The sequence below is a fragment of the Verrucosispora sp. CNZ293 genome (assembly GCF_002754655.1).
The window spans coordinates 5,828,638-5,849,400 of the sequence record NZ_PEFR01000001.1 but is presented as its reverse complement, the minus strand read 5'-3'; the positions used below and the strand labels follow the sequence as shown (position 1 = coordinate 5,849,400).

The following is a 20,763-nucleotide window of genomic DNA, read 5'->3' as shown; positions in this document are numbered from 1 at the left end:
TCTCCCCGGTCGAGCCGACGATCGCCGGCCGCGCCCCGGGACGGACGAGCGGACGCCGGACGGCCCGGGCAGGCGGGTCCGAGGACCCACCCGGGAACAACCCTGATCTTGTAGCGTGGGTCCGTGGCCCGGAGCGTTTACCTGACCAGTGTCGGCTCGGGCGGGGGGAAGTCGACGATCGCCCTCGGCCTCGCGGAGTTGTTGTCCCGTCAGGTCGGCGGGATCGGGGTGTTCCGTCCGCTGGTAGCCCCGGATCGACCCGATCCGATCCTCACCCTGCTCAGCGAGCGTTACCGGGTGGGGTTACCAGTGGCGGACCTGCACGGCACCACGTACGCCGAGGCCACCGCACTTGTCGCCGACGGTCGCCGGGAGGAGCTGATCTCCCGGATCATCGAGCGCTACCGGGAGGTGGAGCGGCAGTTCGCGGCGATGGTCGTGGTCGGCAGTGACTTCGCCGCCGCCGGTGACACCGCCGGCCCGCGCGAACTGGCCTTCAACGCCCGCCTGGCCACCGAGTTCGGCAGCGTCGTGGTGCCTGTCGTCGACGGGTACGGGCAGCAGCCGCAGGCGATCGCCGCCGCCGCCCGGGGCGCGTACCACGACCTGGCGGACCTCGGCGCGACGGTGCTCGCGGTGCTGGCCAACCGGGTTCCCGAGGCGATGACGTTGCCCCGGCTACCGGTCCCCGCGTACGCCATCCCGGAGGTGCCGAGCGTGTCCGCGCCGACAGTGGCGGAGGTGGCCGGGGCACTGGGCGCCACGCTGCTGGCCGGTGACGAGACCGCGCTCGCCCGCGATGTGCTCGACTACGTGGTCGGTGCGGCCCACGTGCCGACCCTGCTGGAGCACCTGACCGAGGGCGCGCTGCTGATCATGCCGGGTGACCGGGACGATCTGCTGGTGGCGGCGAGCGCCGCGCACGTCGCCGGTCAGGTGTCGCTGGCCGGGTTGGTGCTCACCCTCGGGGTGCCGCCCGACCCCCGGTCGATGCGCCTGGTGGAGGCGCTGAACGCCCGGCTCGCGGTGCTCTCGGTGACCAGCGACAGCTACCACACGGTTGCCGCGTCGAGCCGGATCGAGGGCCGGCCCAGCACCGGCAACCCGCGGAAGGTGGAGGCCGCGCTCGGCGCCTTCGAGGCACACGTGGACACCGTCGAACTGGCCGGCCGGCTGCGGGTCAGCCGCTCCGCGCGGGTCACCCCGCTGATGTTCGAGTACGACCTGATCGACCGCGCCCGGGCCCGGCGGCGGCACGTCGTGCTGCCCGAGGGGACCGAGGAGCGGATCCTGCGCGCCACCGAGATCCTGCTGCGCCGGGGGGTGGCCGACCTGACCCTGCTCGGCCGGCCCGAGGAGGTCGCCCGACGCGCCCGGGAACTGGGGGTGGACATCGGCGCGACCCGGGTGGTGGACCCGGTGAGCAGCCCGTGGCGTGACGAGTTCGCCGAGGCGTACGCGAAGCTGCGCGCGCACCGGGGGGTCACCGCCGAACTGGCGCACGACATCGTCGCCCAACCGAACTACTTCGGCACCATGATGGTGTGGGCGGGTCACGCCGACGGGATGGTTTCCGGGGCCACCCACACCACCGCGGCGACCATCCGGCCGGCCTTCGAGATCGTCAAGACCATGCCGGAGGTCTCCGTGGCCTCCAGCGTCTTCTTCATGCTGCTCGCCGACCGGGTGCTGGTGTACGGCGACTGTGCGGTCAACCGTGACCCGGACGCCGCCCAACTCGCCGACATCGCCATCTCCTCGGCGGACACGGCGGCCAGGTTCGGCATCGAACCCCGGGTGGCGATGCTGTCGTACTCGACAGGCAGCTCGGGTGCGGGCGAGGACGTGGAGAAGGTCGCGGCAGCCACCGCGCTGGTCCGCCAGCGCCGGCCCGAACTGGCCGTCGAAGGTCCGATCCAGTACGACGCGGCCATCGATCCGGCCGTGGCGGCCACGAAGCTGCCGGGCAGCGCCGTCGCCGGCCGCGCGACGGTCTTCATCTTCCCCGACCTCAACACCGGCAACAACACGTACAAGGCGGTGCAGCGCTCCGCCGGAGCGGTGGCCGTCGGGCCGGTCATGCAGGGCCTGCGCCGGCCGGTCAACGATCTCTCCCGGGGCGCCACGGTGCCGGACATCGTCAACACCGTGGCGATCACCGCCATCCAGGCCGCCGCACTCGCCGAGGTGGACAAGTGAGCAAGGTGCTGGTACTCAACAGCGGGTCGTCATCGATCAAGTACCGGCTGTACGACGGCGACCGGGTGATGGACAAGGGCACCGTCGAACGGATCGGTGAACCAGGTGGTGGGCCGAGTGACCATGCCGGCGCGATCCGGCAGATCCTGGGCGGGTTGGACCTGACAGGTCTCACGGTCGTGGGTCACCGGGTGGTGCACGGCGGGCGGCGGTTCACCGCGCCGACGCTCGTCGACGACGCCGTGCTGACCGCCATCACCGACCTGGTGCCGCTGGCCCCGTTGCACAACCCGGCGAACCTCGCCGGTATCGAGGTGGCCCGCGAGGCCCTGCCGGGGGTGCCGCAGGTAGCCGTCTTCGACACCGCGTTCCACCACACGCTGCCCGATGCCGCCGCCACGTACGCGATCGACCGCGAGGTCGCCCAGCGGTACGGGATCCGGCGGTACGGCTTCCACGGCACCTCCCACGCGTACGTGTCCCGGCGCACCGCGGCACTGCTGGACCGCCCGTACGAGGAGATCAACACGATCACGCTGCACCTGGGCAACGGCGCCAGCGCGTGCGCGGTGTCCGGCGGCCGGAGCGTCGCCACCTCGATGGGGATGTCGCCGCTGGAGGGCCTGGTGATGGGCACCCGCAGTGGCGACCTCGATCCGACGGTCGTGTTCCATCTGCGCCGCGAGGGCGGTATGGGCGTCGACGAGATCGACGACCTGCTCAACCACCGCAGCGGCCTGCTCGGGTTGAGCGGGGTCAACGACGTGCGCGAACTGCTCGCCCGTCGGGCGGCCGGTGACGAGGCCGCGGCGCTCGCCTTCGACGTCTACTGCCGCCGGATCACCGGCTACGTGGGGGCGTACTACGCGCTGCTCGGCCGGGTGGACGCGGTCACCTTCACCGCAGGTGTCGGCGAGCACGCGGCACCGGTACGCGCGGCGGCGCTTGCCGGACTGGGCCGGCTCGGCATCACCGTCGATGCGGAACGCAACGCGGGCAGCGGTGACCGGCTCATCTCGCCGGACGGCGCGGAGGTCGCCGTCTGCGTGATCGGCACCGACGAGGAGCGGGAGATCGCCCGCGCCGCCCGGGCCGTGGTCACGGGCGTCAGCTGACCCCTGGCACGACCAGCCCGCCGGGTCGCCGCACGAGCGTCCGCGAGCGAGGACGCAGACCAGCCGACGACCGCAGCCAGCGACGACCGCCAACCGGCGGGCGGCCGGAGTGCCGCGGACGACGGCGGGGCCGGTCGACGAGCGGACCGGTCAGCCGAAGGCCAGCCAGGTGGCGAGGGCGAGCAGCACCGCGGCGACCACGGCCGCCCCGATGATCAGACTGGTACGCGACGCAGCCTCCGCCGGAGCAGCCTCCGGGTTGGCGAAGGCACGGAACGCCTCGGTGTTGCCGCTCGGGTCGGTGTAGTTCTCAGCCATGCCGGGAACCTTAGCGAAACCGATCCAGCCTCCATGCCCGAGACCACTCGCGATCTTGCGCTTTCTGTCTCGACAATCATCAGCAAATCCGACATTCACCCGACCAGAAGTGCAAGATCGACGTGACCGGGGCGGCGGTGCCGGAGATCGGGCCGGGCACAATCGGAGTCATGTCGCGTCGCGCTGCCTCTGCTCTGGTCGCCACCGCCCTCGTCGCCGGCGCTCTGGTCGGGTGTTCCACCGACCGTGAGCCCAGCGAGGGGGCGGGTGCGCCGACACCACAGGCCACTGCCGCTGCCACGCCGTCGGCGCCGGCGATCCCCGCCGGTAGCGCCCCGGACGGCACCTTCGCGCTCGGCGTACGGCAGCTCAAGCTGAACCGCGACGGCGACCGGCCGCTGCCGGTGACGGTCTGGTATCCGGCGGCCGGCCGGGCCGGCGGGAAGCCGAAGAGTGGCGCCGACGCCGCCGACGGGAAGTTCCCGGTGATCATGTTCAGCCACGGCCTGGGCGGCCGTCCCGACGACTACCAGGCGCTGCTGACCCGATGGGCGTCCGCCGGTTTCGTGGTGGCCGCGCCGACCTTTCCGAAGACCTCCCGCGGCGGAGACGGCCCGAACGTGCTCGACGTGCTCAACCAGCCCGCCGACGTGTCGTACGCGCTGACCCGGGTGCTCGCCCTCGACACCCGAGACGGTGATCCGCTGCGCGGCCGGCTGGCCACCGACCGGGTGGCCGCCGCCGGTCACTCGGCGGGCGGGGTGACCACCATCGGGCTGTTCACCACCGGCCGCGACGAGCGGTTGGCGGCCGGAGTCGTCTTCGCCGGCACCGCCCTCGGGGTGGGCACCGCGTTCGCCGGCGCCGCCGCCCCGCAGCTGTTCGTGCACGGCGAGGCCGACGAGGTGGTGCAGTACGCCGCCGGCAAGGCCGTGTACGACAAGGTGCCGTGGCCGAAGGCGATGCTGAGCCTGCCCGACGGCGACCACGGTCGTGCGCTGCTGCGCGGTGAGGGTGCGTCGCTGCGGGTGGTCGCCGAGACCACCACCGAGTTCCTGCGCTGGACGCTCTACGGCGACGTCGAAGCCAAGAAGCGCATAGCCACCGCCGCCGCCCGCGACGACATCGCCACCCTGGACGACAACCTGTAGGCCGTGGTCTGGCGAGTGCCCTGGTCCGCCGTCCGGATCGCGCCGGCCAGGGTGCTCACGCGGTGTGGTCGACGACCACCTTGCCGAAGACGTCGCCGGAGTGCAGGCGGGCGAAGGCGTCGCCGACGCGGCTGAACGGCACGACGCTGTCCACCACCGGACGCACTCCCCGCTCGGCGCAGAAGCTCAGCAGGGCGGCCAACTCATCCGGGGTACCCATCGAGGTGCCCAGGATCTCCAACTGCATGGCGAAGACCCGGCGCAGGTTGACGGTCGGCTCGTGGCCGGCGGTCGCGCCGGAGACCACGATCCGGGCACCCATGGCTGCCGACTTCAGCGAGTGGTCGAAGGTGGCCGCACCGACCGTCTCGATCACCACGTCGACCCGCTCGGGCAGCCGAGCGCCGGGGGCCAGCGCGGTCGCGCCCAGCTCGGCGATGCGCTCCCGCTTGGCGGCGTCGCGGCTGGTCGCGTAGACCCGTTTGCCCATCGCGGCGGCCAGCACGACGGCCGCGGTGGCCACGCCGCCCCCGGCACCCTGGACCAGCACGGCGTCGGCGTCGGCGACCCGCCCCTTGGTGGTGAGCATCCGCCAGGCCGTCAACCAGGCCGTCGGCAGGCACGCCGCGTCGGTCGGCGTCAGCCCCGCCGGCAGCGGCAGCAGGTTCCACCGGGGTACGGCCACCCGCTCCGCGAGCGTGCCGGGAAAGTGCTCGGAGAGGATGGACATCCCGCGCGGGTCGCCAGGTGTCGGCACCACGGGGTAGACGACCACCTCGTTGCCCTCCGGGTCCACTCCGACCGCGTCGCAGCCGAGGATCATCGGCAGTTGCTCGGCACGGAGCCCGACGCCGCGCAGTGACCAGAGGTCGTGATGGTTGAGCGAGCTGGCCGTGACGCGCAGCGCCACCCAGTCGTCGTCGGGCAGGCTCGGCTCGGGCTGCTCACCGACGGTGAGCGCGGCGAGCGGGTCGGCGTCGTCGAATCGGGAGGCGAAGGCGGCACGCATGATCCGCACCGTAACAAGCTGAGCGTGCGTTAAGAAGGGCCCTGCCGCGCGGACAGGGCCCTTCCGCACACCTCAGGCGCGGGCCACGCCGTCCCGGCGGGCCGCCTCGGCGACCGCGTCGGCCACCGCCGGGGCCACCCGTGGGTCGAGCGGCGAGGGCACGATCGCCTCCGGCGTGAGCGACTCGGCCACCACCGAGGCGATCGCGTCGGCCGCGGCGACCTTCATGGCGTCGGTGATCCGGGTGGCCCGGGCGTCAAGTGCGCCCCGGAACACGCCCGGGAAGGCCAACACGTTGTTGATCTGGTTCGGATAGTCGCTGCGGCCGGTGGCGACCACCGCGACGTGTCGGGCGGCCACCTCCGGGTCCACCTCCGGGGTGGGGTTCGCCAGCGCGAACACGATGCCACCCGGAGCCATGCCGGCCACCGCCCGCTCGGGGATCAGCCCGCCGGAGACCCCGATCAGCACGTCGGCGTCGCGCAGCGCCTCGGCGACGTCGCCCTGCCGACCGTCGGCGTTCGTCAGCTCGGCGAGCTCGGCCTTGGTCCCGGTGAGACCGGTGCGCTGCCGGGAGATGATGCCCCGGGAGTCGCAGACCACCACCCGCTCCGGGTCCACACCACCGGCCACCAGCATCCTGGTCACCGCCACGCCGGCCGCCCCCGCGCCGCTCACGGCCACCCGCAGGTCGCCGAGCTTGCGGTTGAGCAGCGTCGCGGCGTTGCGCAACGCCGCCAGCACGACGATCGCGGTGCCGTGCTGATCGTCGTGGAAGACGGGGATGTCCAACGCCTCGTCGAGTCGCCGCTCCACCTCGAAGCACCGGGGCGCGCTGATGTCCTCCAGGTTGATGCCGCCGAACGACGGCGCCAGCGCGGTGACCACCGCGACGATCTCGTCCACGTCCTGAGTGGCCAGGCAGACCGGTACCGCGTCGACCCCGCCGAACTGCTTGAACAGCACCGCCTTGCCCTCCATCACGGGCAGCGCGGCGCTCGGGCCGATGTTGCCGAGACCGAGTACGGCCGAGCCGTCGGTGACGACCGCGACGGCACGCGAGGCCCAGGTGTAGTCGTGGGCGAGGGCGGGGTCGGCGGCGATCGCCTCGCAGACCCGGGCCACACCCGGGGTGTACGCGAGGGAGAGGTCGTCCCGGCTGGTCAGCGGCACTGTCGAGACGACCGCCATCTTGCCGCCTCGGTGCAGTTGGAAGACGGGATCAGCAGGGTCCACGGGGGACGAAGACATGGTGACTCCAGAATGATCGAGCAACTGGGCCGGCCGGTCGGGCGCACGGTGAGGCGAGCGAGCGGCGGCGGTGCGGGGGGTCACCCGGGCACCTCCGAGCATAGTCAGGCCCAGGGGTCCAGTATGTGAGCAGGTTCATAACGGTCTTGGCGGCACCCGGCCGGGTCGGGGCCAGTACCTGGCGATCACCCGGCCCTGCACGTCAGCCACGCCGTACGCCCGGGAGTCGTCGGTGACCAGGTTGTTGTCACCGGAGAGCCACCAGCCGCCGTCGACCGGGCGGACCGTGCGTTTGACCACCAGCAGGTCGGGTCGGCTGCGGAAGACCGCGATCACCACGTCACCGGGTCGGATCCCCCGGCCACCCCGGCGCACCAGCACCGCGTCACCGTGACGCAGCGTGGGTGACATGGAGGGACCGGTCACCAGCACGGCCGACAGCGGCCACCGCAGTCGGGGTGCGGGCACGGGTTTCACCTCCAGCGGCCTCGGGGACCACCGTCCAGGAGTAATGTCGTCTTGGATCATCGCAAACTTCCCATGGAGGATCCCGATGCGACTTCCACGCATCCTTACGCCCCGCGTGAGCGCCAGCGCCCACTGCGACCTGCCCTGCGGCGTCTACGACCCCGCGCAGGCCCGCATCGAGGCCGAGTCGGTGAAAATGATCTGCGAGAAGTACCAGGCCAACACCGACCCGGAGTTCCGCACCAGGGCCATCCTGATCAAGGAGCAGCGCGCCGACCTGGTCAAGCACCACCTCTGGGTGCTGTGGACCGACTACTTCAAGCCGCCGCACTTCGAGAAGTACCCGCACCTGCACCAGTTGTTCAACGAGGCCACCAAGCTGGCCGGGGCCGCCGGTGCCAAGGGCGCCACCGACCCGTCCAAGGCGGACGAACTGCTCCAGAAGATCGACGAGATCTCCAAGATCTTCTGGGAGACCAAGCAGGCGTGACCTCGCCCGCGTACGGCGGCTGAGCGCTGCCGCTCGCCAACCGGCTCAACCGCGTCGGCGGTCGACGTGTCCCGTTGCGGACGCGCCGACCGCCGACGCGTTGTCGCCCCCACCACCCGTCCCGGGGCGCTCCCGTCCGGCGTGGTCCACCTGCGCCGGGCCGCCGCGCTGACCGTCATCAACCGCCCGGCGGCCCGAGCGGGTAGAGTCCCCGACCGGGGGGATGAGTGGTGACTCAACTGACCGGCCAGCCGACGACCGATGACGACATCGTGCACCTCACCGTGCCCGCGGACGGCGGATACCTGAGCGTTCTCCGTACCGCCACCGCCGGCCTCGCGGCCCGCCTCCAGTTCGCCCTGGACGAGATCGAGGATCTGCGCATCGCTGTCGACGAGGCGTGCGCGATGCTGCTCGCCATCGCGGCCCGGGATGCCGAGCTGGACTGCCGCTTCTCGGTCACCGAGGACGCGCTCACCGTCGAGGTGACCGTGCCGACGACGCCCGACGCCCGACTACCGGCGGAGTCGTCGTTCGCGTGGAAGGTGCTCACCGCGCTCACCACCTCGGCGGGCGCGAGAGCGGCCGACGGACGGGCGACCATCTCGCTGCTCACCCGGCGCGCCTCCGGCTGGTGACCCGGCCCGCGCCGGCCCACTGACCGGGCGTGCGGGTCAGCTCACTCGAAGCCCAGCGCGCGGGTGGTGGGCGGGCTCACCAGCAACCAGGTGACCCCGACACCGAGTGCGATAAGCGGCACACCGAGCCAGCCGAGCCCACCCTGGATCATGAACCAGCCGATCGGCAGCAGCATGAGTTGAAGCACGATGGCCGGCGCGCGGGCACCGGACCGCCGCCGGAGCAAGGCGCCACCCAGCACCCAGAGGGTGACCGCGACAGCTATGGCGAAGGCCGTCACCAGCAACGCCGACGTCACGTCGGTGGTGGTGGCGGTCAGGTTGGCGAAGATCAACCAGGCGGCGACCAGCCCGACCGCGACCGCTTGGCCGCGTAGCAGCCGGACCGCCCAACGGAGCGTGACGGGGGTTGGGTCGGAGTCGATGGTCACGCGGTCACGATACCGGTGGGGTCGCGGAGTATTGTGCCGCCCATGCGGGCCGTCCTGCTGGTCAATCCGAAGGCCACCACCACCAGTGAGCGCGCGCGTGACGTGCTCGTCCGAGCGCTGCGCAGTGAGGTCGACCTCTCCGTGCGCTACACCCGCCAGCGTGGCCACGCCACCACGCTGGCCCGGGAGGCCGCCGAGGAGGGTGTCGACGCGGTTGTCACCCTCGGTGGTGACGGCACGGTCAACGAGGTGGTCAACGGGCTGATGACGGCGTCCAGCGCGGGTGGCGCCGAGCCGACCGCCGACCGGCTGCCGGCGCTGGCCACCGTGCCCGGTGGTTCGACGAACGTCTTCGCCCGCGCGCTCGGCCTGCCCCGGGAGTGGCCGGAGGGGGCGAGCATGATCCTGGAGGGGCTGCGGCTGGGTCGACGCCGGACGATCGGCCTCGGTCTGGCCGACGACCGTTACTTCACCTTCTGCGCCGGCTTCGGGCTCGACGCATCGGTGATCCACCGGGTCGAGGAGGCGCGCCGCCGGGGACGGGTCCCCTCCCCCTCGCTCTACTTTCGAGCGTTCACCGCGCAGTTCCTGCTCGGCAACGAGCGGCGGCGTCCGGCGATCCAGCTGGAGCGGCCGGGCGAGCTGACCGAGGGCGAGCTGGCCACGATCATCGTGCAGAACACCGCCCCGTGGACGTACGTCGGGGAGCGTGAGGTCAACCCGAACCCGGCGGCGTCGTTCGACCTCGGCCTCGATGTGCTGGCCCTGCGCCAGCTCGGTGTCGCCAGCACGACACGCACCGTCACGCAATTCTTCTCTCCGACACCCGATCCGCAAGGTCGTCAGGTGCTGCGGCTGCACGACGTGGCCGAGTTCACGCTGGTCGCAAGCCGTCCGCAGGCGTTTCAGCTCGACGGCGACTATCTTGGCGAGCGGGAAAAAGTCAGATTCACCTCCGTTCCCGCCGCACTCAGAGTAATCTGTTAGGTCTCCGGTCCCGCCGGGGTGCGGTAGCCGGCGTCACCCCCGACGCGACGGCTGCGACACCCGGGACGGATGCCGGAAATGTCAGCAATGTGGCGCGGACTGTACTATATTGATCCTCGACTGTGATACGACGGGTAGCCGGAGAGATCTGGAACCCGGACAAATGGGTTGTGGGCTTGCTCACCGTCCGGAGTTTTTCCGAGCGCCACCCTTGACATCGCGTGAGTTCGTGAAAGTATTCACAAGCGAACTTGAGTTACCGGGACATTGCCTGGACATGCTCAACAAGTTGAGCTTTTCCAGCAGGATCTCGGGGCCAACAGCCTGCTCACGCACTGCCGAAATGACGGACGCAAACCGTCACCATCGGCAATGCGGATGCATATAGGAAAAGCACCAAGAAGCAACATCTGCCACCCATCCAGAATGAGGAGTGTTGCCGCCATGGACTGGCGTCACCATGCTGTCTGCCGCGACGAGGACCCGGAGCTGTTCTTCCCGATCGGGACGTCCGGTCCGGCTCTCCTGCAGGTCGAGCAGGCCAAGGCCGTCTGCCGGCGCTGCTCCGTGACCGACCAGTGCCTGCAGTGGGCGCTGGAATCCGGTCAGGACGCTGGCGTCTGGGGCGGGATGAGCGAGGAGGAGCGGCGCGCCGTCAAGCGTCGCGGCGGCCTCCGGGTGCTGCGCGCTCACTCCGCCTGACCACCACACACGTACCAAGCGCGACGCCCCGGCCGGGCCCAGCCCGCCGGGGCGTTCTGCTGCCCCCAGCTCCACCGGGGCTCGCGTTCACGGTCCCCGTGACTCTCATGGTGCCCACCTCGTCAGGGGTGCGGATCCCGGTTCGGCGGGGTGTGGGCGGGCGCGGCGGTTGTGCGGCGGAGGATCAGGTCCACCAGGTCCGGTGCGTCGGTCAACGGGGATGCCACGGCGACCGCGCCGGCGTCCCGCGCCGACGCCGTCACCGCGTCGTGGAACAGCCCGGGGGCCAGGAAGTAGGCCGCCACGGCGACCCGTCGCGCGCCAGCCGCCCGTAGCCGGGTCACCGCCGCACCGGCGTCCGGTGGCGCCGCCGAGGCGTACGACACCCGGGTGGGAAGGTTCAGCGACGCGCCCAACTCGGCGGCGACCCGCCCGACGGACCCGCGCGCCGCGGCGTCACGTGTGCCCGCGGCGGCCAGCACCAGGGCGTCGTACCGACCCGGCTGCGCCTCGCCCAGCCGCCGCCGCAACCCGGCCAGCAGCGCCGGATCCACCTCACCCCGCACCGGCCCGAGCACATCGGTGATCCGCACCTGGATCGGTGCGTCGCCGTGCTGGGCCGCCGCCACCGCCGCCGGGATGTCGACCCGACGGTGGTACGCGGCCGTCAGCAGCAGCGGCACCAGAACCGCCCGGGAGTACCCGGCGGCGGCCAGCCCGCGCAGCGCCTCGGTCGGGCCGGGCTCGGTGTGGTCGAGCCAGCTCGCCAGCACCGGCGTACCCGGGCGCGCGGCCGCGACCGCCCGGGCGAGGGCCCTGGTGGCCTCGGCCGCGCGCGGATCGCGACTGCCGTGGGCGACGAGCAGCAGCGGGTCGCCGGCCGACCGGGGCTCGTCGGGCCGGGCCCGATCGGCACCCGGCCCGACGCCTCCGGTCAGACGTGCAGGCCGCACTCGGTCTTCTCGAACATCGCCCAGCGACCGGCCCGTGGATCCTCACCGGCCCCGGTCCGCCGGGTGCACGGCCAGCAGCCGATCGAGCCGTAACCGCGCCGGAACAGCTCGTTGACCGGCACGTTCCACCTGGCGATGTACGCGTCGACATCCGCCTGCGTCCAGGCCGCGATCGGATTGACCTTCACCCTGCCCCGCCGCGCGTCGAAGGTGACCACAGGCGTGTTGGCGCGGGTCGGCGACTCGTCGCGGCGCAGGCCGGCGGCCCACGCGTCATAGCCGGTCAGCGCCCGCTCCAGCGGCTCCACCTTGCGCAACTGGCAGCATTCGTCAGGCGACCTGTTGAACAGCCGCGGTCCGTACTCGCCGTCCTGCTGACCCACTGTGAGTCGCGGCCGGATGGACCGGACGTTCACCGGCAGCGTGCGGGCCACCTCGTCGCGGACGGCGAGGGTCTCCGGGAAGTGCAGCCCGGTGTCCAGAAAGACCACGTCCACCCCCGGAGCGACCCGGGACACCAGGTGGGCGAGGACGGCGTCGGCCATCGAACTGGTCACGCAGAACCGGTCCCCGAAGGTTTCCGCCGCCCACCTGGCGATCTCCAGCGCGGGCGCGCCCTCCAGGTCGCGGCCGGCCCGCTCGGCAAGCGCCCGCAGCTCGTCCGGGTCGCGTCGGGAGGGATCCGCGGTGGCCGCGCCGCCGGTGCCGACCAGGCCGAGGCCGGCGGCGGAGACCAGGGCGCTCACCGGGCCACCGCCCGGGAGAGCAGGCCGCTGAATTTGACCGTGAAGACCCGCGCGCAGGCGTGGCACTCCCACGCGCCGGGACCGGTCTCGCTCGGCCGCAGATCCTCCTCACCGCAGTACGGGCAGTACAGCGGCACGGAACGAGTCTCACCACTCATCGCAGTTCCTCCTCGTCGACCCGAATCACCCAGTTGGCGAACGTCTCACCCTCGGTCCGGCCGGCCAGGTAGCGCACGGCCAGCCGCTCGACATACCCGGGCAGTTCCTCGGCTGTCGTCTTCAGGCCGCGCAGCTTGCGTCCGAAGCCGGCGGTGCGCCCCTCGGCCATGCCGAGCCCGCCGCCCAGATGGACCTGGAAGCCCTCCACCTGACGGCCGTCCGGCCCGGTCACCAGCTGCCCCTTGAGGCCGATGTCCGCTACCTGGGTCCGGGCGCAGGCGTTGGGGCAGCCGTTGATGTGGATGGAGATGTCCGCGTCGAAGTCGCGCAGTCGCTGCTCCAACCGGGCCACCAGTTCCTCGCCGCGCGCCTTGGTCTCGACGATCGCGAGTTTGCAGTACTCGATGCCGGTGCAGGCCATGGTGCCCCGCCGCCAGGCCGACGGCTGGGCCTCCAGCCCGATCCCGCGCAGGCCGGTGACCAACGACTCCGTCCGCTCCGGCGGCACGTCGAGCACCAGCAGCTTCTGGTACGGGGTGAGTCGCACCCGGTCACTGCCGTGCGCCTCGACCACGTCCGCGAGCTGGGCGAGCTGGGTGCCGGAGACCCGACCGACCACCGGGGCCGCACCGACGTAGTTGCGGCCGTCGTGCTGCCGGTGGACGCCGATGTGATCGATCGGCCGCTCCGGCAGCTCCGGGGCGGGACCGTCGAGCAACGTCCGGCCGAGGTACTCCTTCTCCAGCACCTCCCGGAACTTCGCCACGCCCCAGTCGGCGACCAGGAACTTCAGCCGGGCACGGTGACGCAGCCGGCGGTAGCCGTAGTCGCGGAAGATGCCCACCACACCGGCCCAGACGTCGGGTACCTCGGACAGCGGCACCCAGGCACCGAGCCGCTGGGCCAGCATCGGGTTCGTGGACAGGCCCCCGCCGACCCAGAGGTCGAAGCCCGGGCCGTGCTCCGGGTGATCGACACCGAGGAAGGCGATGTCGTTCGCCTCGTACGGGGTGTCCACCAGCCAGGAGATCGACGACTTGAACTTGCGCGGCAGGTTGGAGAACTGCTTGTCGCCGACGTACCGGCTGACGATCTCGTCGATGGCGGGTGTGGGGTCGATCTGCTCGGCCTCGGCCACCCCGGCCACCGGGCTGCCCAGCACGATCCGGGGGCAGTCACCGCACGCCTCGGTGGTCTGCAACCCGACCGACTCCAACCGCCGCCAGATCTCCGGCATGTCCTCGACCCGGATCCAGTGGTACTGGATGTTCTGCCGGTCGGTGATGTCCGCGGTGTCCCGGGCGAACTCCCGCGAGATCTCGGCGATCGTCCGCAGCTGCCTCAGGTCGAGCTGGCCGCCGTCGACGCGGACCCGCAGCATGAAGAACTCGTCCTCCAGCTCCTGCGGCTCCAGCACGGCGGTACGCCCGCCGTCGATGCCCGCTTTCCGCTGGGTGTACAGGCCCCACCAGCGGAACCGGCCGCGCAGGTCCTGCGGGTCGATGGAGGCGAATCCACGGTGGGCGTAGATGTTCTCGATTCGGGCCCGAACGTTCAGCGGATCGTCGTCCTTCTTGATCCGCTCGTTGGGGTTGAGGGGCTCCCGGTGCCCGAGCGCCCACTGGCCCTCACCACGGGGGCGCCGGGGCGCCCGCGGCGGGCGGGCCGGGATCTCGCTGACTGCCATCGCGGCGTCCTCCGTTGTCTGCTGCGCCTCGGTGGGGCTGAGCAGGCGCGACGACCGGTTCCCGGAGGGACCGTGGACAGCGATGTCTCTGCACGGCCGGCGCGCTGCGTGCCCGAGGCAGGGATGGTCGGGCGTCGTCAGTGAGCCGGACAGATGGCGCTGCGCACGCGGCCGTAATCAACGTGGCGACGAGCCACGAAGCGGCGCACGACAGCGGCAGTCATGGACGTCATGCTGCCACACCTCGGGCGGGGCAGCCAATGACCACGTGCCTGATCCCACATCACGGGCGGTCGCTGCCGGCTCCTCCGAGCGTCACCGTGTGGCACGCTCGCGACGTGGGGGATTTGTCCGATAGATCTATTCCGGCCGCCGGCGACGGCGTCCAGCTCAGCGGCGGACGGCTGCGCTCGGTGCCGGTGTGGCTGGTGCCGGCGACCGGCACCCTGCTGGCGACGCTCGTCGGCCTGGACACCGCCCAGCCGTGGCGCGACGAGCTGGCCACCTGGAGTGCCGCCACCCGAGGGTTTGCCGGCCTGATCCGGCTGGCCGGCACCATCGACGCCGCCGCCGGCCCCTACTACCTGCTCATGCATGCCTGGCTGACCGCGGCCGGCGACTCGGTGACGGCGCTGCGCCTACCCTCCGCCCTGGCCATGGCCGCCGCCGCCGGCCTGACCGCGGTCCTGGGGCAACGGCTCTGGGACACCCGCGCCGGCATGCTCGCCGGCCTGCTGTTCGCGGTGCTTCCCGGCACCTCCCGCTACGGGCAGGAAGCCCGGCCGTACGCCCTGGCCAGCGCCCTCGCCGTGCTGAGCACGCTGCTGCTCGTCGACGCGCTGCGGCGGCCCGCTCGGCGTCGCTGGCTCGGCTACGCCGCGGCGACCACCGCTCTCGGGCTCACCCACCTGGTGGCCCTCACCCTGCTCGCCGCCCACGCGGTCGCCGTGCTGGCCGTGACCAGGGCCGTCCGGGCCGGCGGCGTCCCCGGCGGCCGGGGTGACGGGTCGAGCGACGGTGGGCAACGCCAGCCACCACCGGGCCGGGTGGTCCGGTGGTGGTTCGTCGCGCTGGTGCCGGTGGCCGCGGCGGTGGTGCCGCTGGCCCTGGTCGCCCGAGGCCAGCGGGCCCGGCAGCTCGACTGGGTGGACGCCGCCCGCCCCGGAGACCTGGCCGCGCTGGCCGGCGGGGTGGCGCAGAGCAGCGTGGTCGGCGGCGTGCTGCTCGGACTCGCCGCGCTCGGCGCGGCCCGGGCGGGCCGCCGGGGGCTGCTGCCGGTGAGCTGCGTCGTGGCGCCGGTACTGCTGCTCTTCATCGCCGGGCTGGTCGTCCCCCTCTGGGTACCCCGCTATCTGGTCTTCGTGGTGCCCTTCGGCTGCCTGCTGGCCGGCGCGGCGCTCGCCTCCGCCCGGCTACCCGCCGCGCTCGCGGTGGTGGCCCTGACCGGCCTGCTCGGCCTGCCCGACCAGGCTGCGCTGCGCCGTACCCACGAGTGGCCACGCAGCGCGACTGTGGACTACCGGACGGTGGCCGAGATCGTCGCGAGCGATCGGCAGCCCGGTGACGCGGTGGTCTACTCACCCCGGGACAGCTGGCTCTTTCTCGACCTCGGCCTGCGTTATCACCTCGGCGGTCGGGCCCCGCAGGATGCGCTGCTGGTCGAGGGGCAGGAACGTCGGGGTGACCTGTGGGCCGCCGAGTGCGGCCGGCCGGCGGAGTGCCTGGCCGGGGTCGACCGGGTCTGGCTGGTGCTGGCCGGACGACGATCCGATCCACTGGCCGCCGTGCCCGGTGCCAAGGGCGACGCGCTCCGCGACCGCTTCGCGGTGACCCGGGTGTGGCCACGCCCCGGCATCACCCTCGCGCTGCTGACCCGACGCGGCTGACCCGCAGTCCGCGCTGCCCGGACCGACGAGCGCCGGTCGCGGCCGGGCCGGACGCGTCGGTCAACCGCCGCCGCGACCCTCGGGGGCGCTGCGCGCCAGCGGGAGAGCCAGGAACGCCTCGGTGCCACCGTCGGCACCGGGACGCAACTCGATCGTGCCGCGCAGCTCTCCGGTGACCAACGCCCGGACGATCTGCAACCCGAGCTTGGCACCGCCCTCGGCGTCGAAGCCGGCCGGCAGACCCCGGCCGTTGTCCGTGACCGTGACGTTCAGCATCTTGCGGAGCCGGTGAGCCGTGACCACCACCTCGGGCTTCGCGGGCCCGACGATCATCGGCGGGTCGTCGTCACCGGCCGGTGGGAAGCCGTGTTCCACGGCGTTGAGCAGCAGCTCGTTGAGCACCATCACCAGCGAGGTGGCGATCTCGGCCGGCAGCACGCCGAAGGTGCCCGTACGGCGCATCGCGACGCTCACCTCGGTCGCCGCCACCTCGGTCGCGGCGTTGGCCACCCGGTCGACGATCCCGTCGAACTCCACAGCCTCGTCACTGGACATGGCGAGCGTCTCGTGCACCAGCGCGATCGACGCCACCCGGCGTACGGACTCCTCCAGGGCCACCCGCGCCTCGGGCATGGACACCCGGCGGGCCTGCAGGCGCAACAGCGCGGCCACCGTCTGGAGGTTGTTCTTCACCCGGTGGTGGATCTCCCGGATGGTGGCGTCCTTGGTGATCAGGGCGCGGTCGCGCCGGCGTACCTCGGTGATGTCGCGGACCAGCACCAGCGCGCCGATCGGCACCCCGGCGGGCATCAGCGGCAGGGCCCGGGTGAGCATCGTCGCCCCGCGCGCGTCGATCTCCCGCCGGGGCGGCGCCTCGCCGCGCAGCGCGGCGAGGATGCCGTTCGCGGCGTCGGTGCCCTCCAGGGGATCGCCGGCCAGCCGCCGGTGCAGCGCCGCGAGATCCTCGCCGACCAGGAGCGAGGCGTGCCCCAGGCGGCGGTACGCCGACTGCGCGTTGGGGCTGGCGTAGGTGACCTTGCCACCCGCGTCCAGCCGTACCAGTCCGTCACCGACCCGCGGCGCCGAGGTGGTCTCGCCCGGGTGCCGAGGCGGTGGGAACGTGCCGTCGGCGATCATCTGCGCCAGGTCGTCGGCGGTGGTCAGGTAGTTCAACTCCAGCTGGCTGGGCGTACGCGCGGTGGAGAGGTTGGTGTCCCGGCCCACCACGGCGATCACCTCGCCGGATTCGCCGTCGGCCGTGCGCAGCCGGACCGGGATCGCCTCGTGTCGGGCGGGCACGTCGCCGTACCAGACCGGGTCACCCTCCCGCCAGATGCGTCCCTGCCGGTAGGCGACCTCCAGGTGCGCCACCTCCGGGCCGCCGACGATCCGCCCCACCTGGTCGTCCTGGTAGGCGGTGGGCGCGGTGGTCGGGCGGACCTGGGCCACGCAGAGGAAGCTGCCCTCACCGTCCACCGGAACCCAGAGCAGCAGGTCGGCGAAGGAGAGGTCGGACAGCAACTGCCAGTCACCGGCGATGCGGTGCAGGTGGTCGATGTCGACCCGACGCAGGCGGGTGTGCTCCTCGGCGAGATCGCGCAGCGTTGACACGCCGACCAGCGTGCCACGCCGACCGTCACATCGTCGCGGTGACCTTCTTCAACCCACGCGGTGCGTCCGGATCCTCGCCCCGGGTCAGCGCGAGCGCCAGCGCCAGCCGCTGCAACGGCAGGATGTCCAGCAGCGGGGCGTACCGCTCGTCGACCTCGGGCACGGCGAGGCGGGTCGCGCCGTCGACCTCGGCGGAGCCGACCACCACCACGTCGGCGCGGCGCTCACCGAGCCGGGGCAGGACCTCGCCCATCGACCGTCCGCCCGGCCCTGAGCCGACCACCGCCAGCACCGGCACGTCCGGGTCGGTCATGGCCAGCGGGCCGTGCAGCAGGTCGGCACCGGAGAACGCCAGCGCCGGCAGGTACGACGTCTCCATCAGCTTCAGCGCCGCCTCCCGGGCGGTCGGGTACGCGTACCCCCGGCCGGTGGTGACGAGCTGGGCCGCGAAGCGGTAACGCGGCGCGAGCTGTGCCGGAACCGGGTCGCTGAGGGTGCGGGCGGCCAGCTCGGGCAGGTCGGCCAGGGCCCGGCGCTCCTCGGCGGGCAGCTCGCCGTCACCGGCCCGGATCCCCTCCACGAGCATCAGCAGGGCGAGCAGCTCGGCCGTGTAGGTCTTGGTGGCGGCCACCGCCCGCTCGTGTCCGGCGGCGATGTCCACGGCGAGTTCCGCGGTCGTGGCCAGCGGGGAGTCCGGTGCGTTGGTGACGGCGAGGGTGAGCGCACCGGAGTCGCGGGCGGCCCGGAGCACCTCCGTCAGGTCGGGGGATCCGCCGCTCTGGCTGACCCCGACGACCAGGGCGTCGGAGAGGTCCGGCCGGGCACCGAAGAGGGTGACAGCGCTCGGCGAGGCCAGGCCGGCCGGCAGGCCGAGGCGGATCTCGCTGAGGTACGCGCCGTAGAGCGCGGCATGGTCCGAGGTTCCCCGCGCGGTGAAGACCACGTGCCGGGGGCGGCGCTCGGCAACGATTCTGGCCACCCGGGCGATGTCTGCGGCGTGCTCGGTGGAGAGCAACAGCTCGTAACCCGCCGGCTGCTCGTCGATGTCGGCGGCCATGCCGCTACCTGGGCGCGTCACGGAAACTCCTCCCCTGCGCGATATCCGCGCGATTGCTGCTCAGTCTTGCACCTTTGCGCCGGTCTGAGCAATCAAACGAGCAGCATCGCGCAGTGGATCACCAAAACTGGATCTCGTCCCCTACGCTGACCCGACCTCACCGCGCAACCGGTACCGACAAGCGAGAGGATCACGTGGCCGAGGGAACGGACGACCGGGCGCTGCCGGCGACGGAGGAGCTGGTCCTGGCCCGGCGGGCTCTGGATTCCGGCGAGCTGACGCATGCCGCCGACCACGTCGCGGCGGCGCTGGCCCGGGCACCGACGCTGCCCGAGGTGCACGAGACCCTCGCCCGGCTGGCCGTCGCCAGCGGCGACGGCGGCATCGGCCTGTTCCCGTTACAGCACCACACGTTCGTCGGTGCCGTGGTTGCCCGCGCGCATCTGCTCGCCGCGGCCGGCCGCCCGGCCGAGGGACTCGATCTGCTGGTCGCCGCCACCGCGCACGCGCCCGGGGCGGACTGGGCGGGAGTGCCGTGGGTGACCTCGCCCGAGTTGGCCGAACGCCTCGGACCCGAGCAGGCCGCCCGGGTGCTGATGCAGGTCTGCGCCGCCATTCCGGATCCGGTCCCGCCATCGAACCGGGCGGCCCTGTCGCCGTACCTCACGCTCGCCCGCAACGCGATCACCGTCCACCCGGAGCACGCGCTGTTGCTGGGTACGGCGTCCGCGCTGGCCCGACGGGTGGACGAGGTGCCGCTCGCGGTCCACTGGGCCGGCCGGGGAGTACGCGCGACCCCGTCGAAGATGGGCGAGGTGTGGCTCGGGTACGCGCTGCGCAGCGCCGGCCGGACCCGGGAGGCGCTCGCCGCCCTGCGGCGGGCCGTGGAGCACGACCCGGACGACCTGGCGGTGTACGCCGACATCGCCGGCACCCTGGCCGACCACGGCCGGCTGGAGGAGGCGCTGGGCTGGATCGAGCGGGCCCTGGCCCGCAACCCGTCCTTCGACTGCGCCGTGCACACGGCACACCGTCTGCGGTTCCAACGGGACGGCGCGGTCCGTCACCTGGTCGCGCTTGCGGACTTCATCCGCGATCATCCGGACGACTCACACGAACACAGCGACCTGGCCGAGTGCTGCCGCGGACGCCCCTGGCTGGGTCAGTTGACGCCGGCCGCGCCGGCCGCGGCGGCCGGCGCGATCCCCGGACCACCCGGTGCCGGGCACCTCGACCGGCCGGAGCGGGCGGCGCTCCTCCCCGCCCCGCCGCCGCCGTCCGCGGAGGCCGCCCGCCGCCTGCGCGAACTCGCCCACCCGGCCTGGCCGCACCCCCCTGCGGCGTACGACGCGGCGGTCGGCCTGGCCACCCTGGACCTGGCCGATCTGCTCGGCCTGCTGGCCCATCCGCCGGAGACCCCGCAGACCGCGCTGGGGCGGGTGCTCGCCGGCCAGGACCCGGCGCTGTGGCTGCGGTGCGTGCAGGTCTGGACCTGCCTCGGGCTGCTGCACCACCGGACCGACGAGCCATGGGCGGAGTCGACCCGGCGGCGGGTGCTCGTGGAGTTGGCGCGCGAGGTGCCAGAGGTCGCCGAGGCGGCCCTGTTCGCCCTGGTGACCGCTGCCTGGGTCGACCCGGCCGTCCGGCCCGACGTGGCCGCGTTGGTCTCCGAGCGGCTGGCGACGGTGGCCGAGGCGGCCCGTCGACATCCGGTGCCGAACGCCGTCTCCCTGGCACACCTGGCGCTGGCCACGCCGGATCTCGATCCGGAGACCATCGCCCTGGCGCGCACGCTGGCCGGCGTGCCCACCGGCCAGCGCCGCGGCAGGCTGCGCGCCCTGCTGCGTCGGCTCCTGCCCCCGTGGCGGAGACGATCGCACGGCATGCCCTGAAGGTGGACCGGGC

20 protein-coding genes are annotated in these 20,763 nt (G+C 72.7%); 9 read left to right on the top strand and 11 right to left on the bottom strand.

Features of this window, described 5'->3' with window-relative positions:
* Positions 1-123: 123 nt before the first annotated feature.
* Both pta and CLT74_RS26690 read left to right on the top strand, forming a co-directional pair.
* Complete coding sequence (gene pta, locus CLT74_RS26695) at positions 124-2,199, top strand: phosphate acetyltransferase (protein ID WP_099849990.1); 2,076 nt, start codon at positions 124-126, stop codon at positions 2,197-2,199.
* On the top strand, positions 2,196-3,314 hold the full coding sequence (locus CLT74_RS26690; protein WP_099849988.1) for an acetate kinase: 1,119 nt from the start codon (positions 2,196-2,198) through the stop codon (positions 3,312-3,314). The genes pta and CLT74_RS26690 overlap by 4 nt, the downstream gene beginning before the upstream one ends.
* A gap of 150 nt (positions 3,315-3,464) precedes the next feature.
* Here CLT74_RS26690 and CLT74_RS30935 read toward each other — a convergent pair whose 3' ends face one another.
* Positions 3,465-3,632 carry a hypothetical protein gene (locus CLT74_RS30935; protein ID WP_199172270.1) on the bottom strand — a complete coding sequence of 56 codons (168 nt, stop codon included), beginning with the start codon at positions 3,630-3,632 and terminating at the stop codon, positions 3,465-3,467.
* 170 nt (positions 3,633-3,802) lie between these two features.
* Here CLT74_RS30935 and CLT74_RS26685 point away from each other — a divergent pair, with 170 nt between their 5' ends.
* A complete protein-coding gene (locus CLT74_RS26685; RefSeq protein ID WP_099852996.1) occupies positions 3,803-4,783 on the top strand; it encodes an alpha/beta hydrolase in 981 nt (326 codons plus the stop codon).
* Positions 4,784-4,838: 55 nt separating this feature from the next.
* Here CLT74_RS26685 and CLT74_RS26680 read toward each other — a convergent pair whose 3' ends face one another.
* From CLT74_RS26680 to CLT74_RS26670, 3 genes are all read right to left on the bottom strand, one after another.
* Complete coding sequence (locus CLT74_RS26680) at positions 4,839-5,801, bottom strand: zinc-binding dehydrogenase (protein WP_099849986.1); 963 nt, start codon at positions 5,799-5,801, stop codon at positions 4,839-4,841.
* A gap of 63 nt (positions 5,802-5,864) precedes the next feature.
* Positions 5,865-7,043 carry an NAD(P)-dependent malic enzyme gene (locus CLT74_RS26675; protein WP_099849984.1) on the bottom strand — a complete coding sequence of 393 codons (1,179 nt, stop codon included), beginning with the start codon at positions 7,041-7,043 and terminating at the stop codon, positions 5,865-5,867.
* Between the two features lie 135 nt (positions 7,044-7,178).
* Positions 7,179-7,571, bottom strand: coding sequence for a S24/S26 family peptidase (locus CLT74_RS26670; protein WP_099849982.1), 393 nt, complete (start codon positions 7,569-7,571; stop codon positions 7,179-7,181).
* A gap of 25 nt (positions 7,572-7,596) precedes the next feature.
* On the opposite strand from CLT74_RS26670, the gene sodN reads away from it, so the two are divergent.
* Together sodN and CLT74_RS26660 are read left to right on the top strand one after the other, a co-directional pair.
* Positions 7,597-8,001: a superoxide dismutase, Ni gene (gene sodN, locus CLT74_RS26665; protein ID WP_099849980.1), complete on the top strand. Its 405-nt coding sequence runs from the start codon at positions 7,597-7,599 to the stop codon at positions 7,999-8,001.
* A gap of 230 nt (positions 8,002-8,231) precedes the next feature.
* Positions 8,232-8,639: an ATP-binding protein gene (locus CLT74_RS26660; RefSeq protein ID WP_099852990.1), complete on the top strand. Its 408-nt coding sequence runs from the start codon at positions 8,232-8,234 to the stop codon at positions 8,637-8,639.
* 41 nt (positions 8,640-8,680) lie between these two features.
* Here the strand turns inward: CLT74_RS26660 and CLT74_RS26655 are convergent, their stop codons facing one another.
* Positions 8,681-9,070 carry a hypothetical protein gene (locus tag CLT74_RS26655; protein WP_099849978.1) on the bottom strand — a complete coding sequence of 130 codons (390 nt, stop codon included), beginning with the start codon at positions 9,068-9,070 and terminating at the stop codon, positions 8,681-8,683.
* A 42-nt stretch (positions 9,071-9,112) separates the two neighbouring features.
* Here CLT74_RS26655 and CLT74_RS26650 point away from each other — a divergent pair, with 42 nt between their 5' ends.
* Positions 9,113-10,057, top strand: coding sequence for a diacylglycerol/lipid kinase family protein (locus CLT74_RS26650; RefSeq protein ID WP_099849976.1), 945 nt, complete (start codon positions 9,113-9,115; stop codon positions 10,055-10,057).
* Between the two features lie 444 nt (positions 10,058-10,501).
* On the top strand, positions 10,502-10,759 hold the full coding sequence (locus tag CLT74_RS26645) for a WhiB family transcriptional regulator (protein ID WP_007072794.1): 258 nt from the start codon (positions 10,502-10,504) through the stop codon (positions 10,757-10,759).
* A gap of 122 nt (positions 10,760-10,881) precedes the next feature.
* Here the strand turns inward: CLT74_RS26645 and CLT74_RS26640 are convergent, their stop codons facing one another.
* From CLT74_RS26640 to CLT74_RS26630, 4 genes are read right to left on the bottom strand one after another with little or no spacing between them, the layout of a single operon-like run.
* On the bottom strand, positions 10,882-11,712 hold the full coding sequence (locus tag CLT74_RS26640; protein WP_099849974.1) for a CbiX/SirB N-terminal domain-containing protein: 831 nt from the start codon (positions 11,710-11,712) through the stop codon (positions 10,882-10,884).
* Positions 11,694-12,458, bottom strand: coding sequence for a phosphoadenylyl-sulfate reductase (locus tag CLT74_RS26635; protein WP_099849972.1), 765 nt, complete (start codon positions 12,456-12,458; stop codon positions 11,694-11,696). The genes CLT74_RS26640 and CLT74_RS26635 overlap by 19 nt, the downstream gene beginning before the upstream one ends.
* Positions 12,455-12,616, bottom strand: a complete 162-nt coding sequence (locus tag CLT74_RS30930) for a hypothetical protein (protein ID WP_199172269.1) — start codon at positions 12,614-12,616, stop codon at positions 12,455-12,457. Before CLT74_RS30930 ends, CLT74_RS26635 begins: the two co-directional genes overlap by 4 nt.
* Complete coding sequence (locus CLT74_RS26630; protein WP_099849970.1) at positions 12,613-14,304, bottom strand: nitrite/sulfite reductase; 1,692 nt, start codon at positions 14,302-14,304, stop codon at positions 12,613-12,615. The genes CLT74_RS30930 and CLT74_RS26630 overlap by 4 nt, the downstream gene beginning before the upstream one ends.
* A gap of 404 nt (positions 14,305-14,708) precedes the next feature.
* On the opposite strand from CLT74_RS26630, the gene CLT74_RS26625 reads away from it, so the two are divergent.
* Positions 14,709-16,190, top strand: coding sequence for a glycosyltransferase family 39 protein (locus CLT74_RS26625; protein ID WP_486582766.1), 1,482 nt, complete (start codon positions 14,709-14,711; stop codon positions 16,188-16,190).
* Between the two features lie 60 nt (positions 16,191-16,250).
* On the opposite strand, the gene CLT74_RS26620 is transcribed toward CLT74_RS26625, so the two are convergent.
* Positions 16,251-17,801 carry a PAS domain-containing sensor histidine kinase gene (locus tag CLT74_RS26620; protein WP_099849966.1) on the bottom strand — a complete coding sequence of 517 codons (1,551 nt, stop codon included), beginning with the start codon at positions 17,799-17,801 and terminating at the stop codon, positions 16,251-16,253.
* A gap of 25 nt (positions 17,802-17,826) precedes the next feature.
* On the bottom strand, positions 17,827-18,858 hold the full coding sequence (locus CLT74_RS26615) for an SIS domain-containing protein (protein ID WP_099849964.1): 1,032 nt from the start codon (positions 18,856-18,858) through the stop codon (positions 17,827-17,829).
* A gap of 194 nt (positions 18,859-19,052) precedes the next feature.
* Here CLT74_RS26615 and CLT74_RS26610 point away from each other — a divergent pair, with 194 nt between their 5' ends.
* Positions 19,053-20,750, top strand: coding sequence for a tetratricopeptide repeat protein (locus CLT74_RS26610; protein WP_099849961.1), 1,698 nt, complete (start codon positions 19,053-19,055; stop codon positions 20,748-20,750).
* Positions 20,751-20,763 lie beyond the last annotated feature (13 nt).